This window comes from Paenibacillus sp. GCM10027628, from assembly GCF_042676385.1.
Taxonomy (GTDB): Bacteria; Bacillota; Bacilli; order Paenibacillales; family NBRC-103111; genus Paenibacillus_E.
In genome coordinates this window covers 1-1,525 of the sequence record NZ_JBHTHA010000069.1, presented here as the reverse complement: position 1 = coordinate 1,525, position 1,525 = coordinate 1, and the positions used below count along the sequence as shown (strand labels likewise).

Here is a 1,525-nt window from a genome sequence, read left to right as displayed (position 1 = left end):
GGAGTCAGTTTCATAATTCAATTTGTTTGGTCGTGCACTAGTCCAATTTTAAAAGGACATTTTTTAAAAATTAAGACGCTTGTTTAACCTTGTTTAATTGCTGGTTGAGTCGATCAAGGGCATATTTGCACAGATTGTAGGCTAGACAACTTAGATCAAAATCCACCCGTGATCGCGTGTTCCTGAGACGAGTGGAACCCATGCCAAAGTAAAGTTTCAAGTAAGCAAAAACCCGCTCAATCGCAGTTCTGCGTTTGAACAGCACTTTGAATGATTCGCTGCCGCGAGCGGGTACTGTATGACGGCGAATATCTTGTTCAATTCGAATTTTGTGAATCTTTTGGCAGCCCGTATGTTCCATCGGGCATCCTTCACATTCCTTCGGACGGGTATATTTAAGGGTTTCGTATTTCGAATCAAAGCTGTCGTATCGATAAGGATGCCCCGCTTGGCAGATCGGACTGAAATTTCCATCCATTCCCTCAGGTAGATTCTCGGTCAAATGAATAAATTGAATGAGCGGGAATGCACCCAGTTCTCGAATTTGCCTGTAAACGGCTAAGCAGTCGTAGCCTTTATCGGCGAGTACGTGTTTGACCTGCAGCATCGGAAGCTTCTTTTGTAACCGTTTAAGGAGCACAATGGCGAGCCGCTGGTCGTGGACATGACCGGAACAAAACTCCCCGGAAACAATGTACTGACTTCGCGTATCGACCAGCAAATTGGCTTTGTATCCGTACCAATACATGATGCGCCCTCTTTCACCTTTAGCTCCAGTGCTTGGATGTTGTGGCATTTCAGCTACTAGATCCTCATAACTGAACGGTAGCATGTTTTCTACCTTTTGCTCAAAGATCGATAGTGACGCTTCGTAAGCTTCAACTTGTTGTCTCCATGCTTCGGCTTCGGCTTTTGGAACCCGCCCTCGCTTGCTGCGTTTTGGCTTACTGGGCTTACTAGGCATAGGAACCGAGACTTCTTTCTCTGGCAACAGGGATGGTTCGTCTTCTATAGCGGGTGTTTCTTTCTTAGGCTTGGTTAGCTTCGGATTGCGGTCCCAGGCTTCTAAATGAGAGGAGTCTACAGCTAGGGTTTCGCCTCGGATAAAACCTTCAGATATGGACTGAATCACTAACTGGTCTTGTACGTCGCTAAGCACCCCACACCGATGCAGCTTTGTAATAAGACGTGAATAAGAAGCTTTGCTCGGAATGCGATCTGATCCGGTGAATCGGCAAAGTTGTCTGAATTCAGCATTTGTGGAAAGACGATGGATAATGTCTTTTACAAAGAGCATGTGTTCCATCTTTCCTATGACTAAGGAGTAGATCATAGCTCTTGTGTTGATGTTCTCGGGGCGTCCACGATGACTTGCTTTGTTAATGGCGTGAAGGATCATACCTATTGGAAGATGTTCCAGTATTGCGGAATATTTAGATTCCGATTGCATTCCCATTAATTGTTCGAAGGAAAATAACTCTTCTTGTTGAATTACATACATTAGAGTACTCCTTTCTCTTCTCTT

General features: G+C 44.7%; 1 protein-coding gene. It reads right to left on the bottom strand.

Annotated elements, in window-relative coordinates:
- Positions 1 to 70: 70 nt before the first annotated feature.
- Positions 71 to 1,501 (bottom strand): transposase, encoded by a 1,431-nt coding sequence (locus tag ACFQZT_RS32245; RefSeq protein WP_379307063.1) that lies wholly within the window; start codon positions 1,499 to 1,501, stop codon positions 71 to 73.
- Between the last annotated feature and the right edge of the window lie 24 nt (positions 1,502 to 1,525).

What these genes read in the sequence shown, in the direction of transcription:
- ACFQZT_RS32245 (WP_379307063.1), bottom strand. Translation starts at nt 1,501, where the DNA reads ATGTATGTAATTCAACAAGAAGAGTTATTTTCCTTCGAACAATTAATG.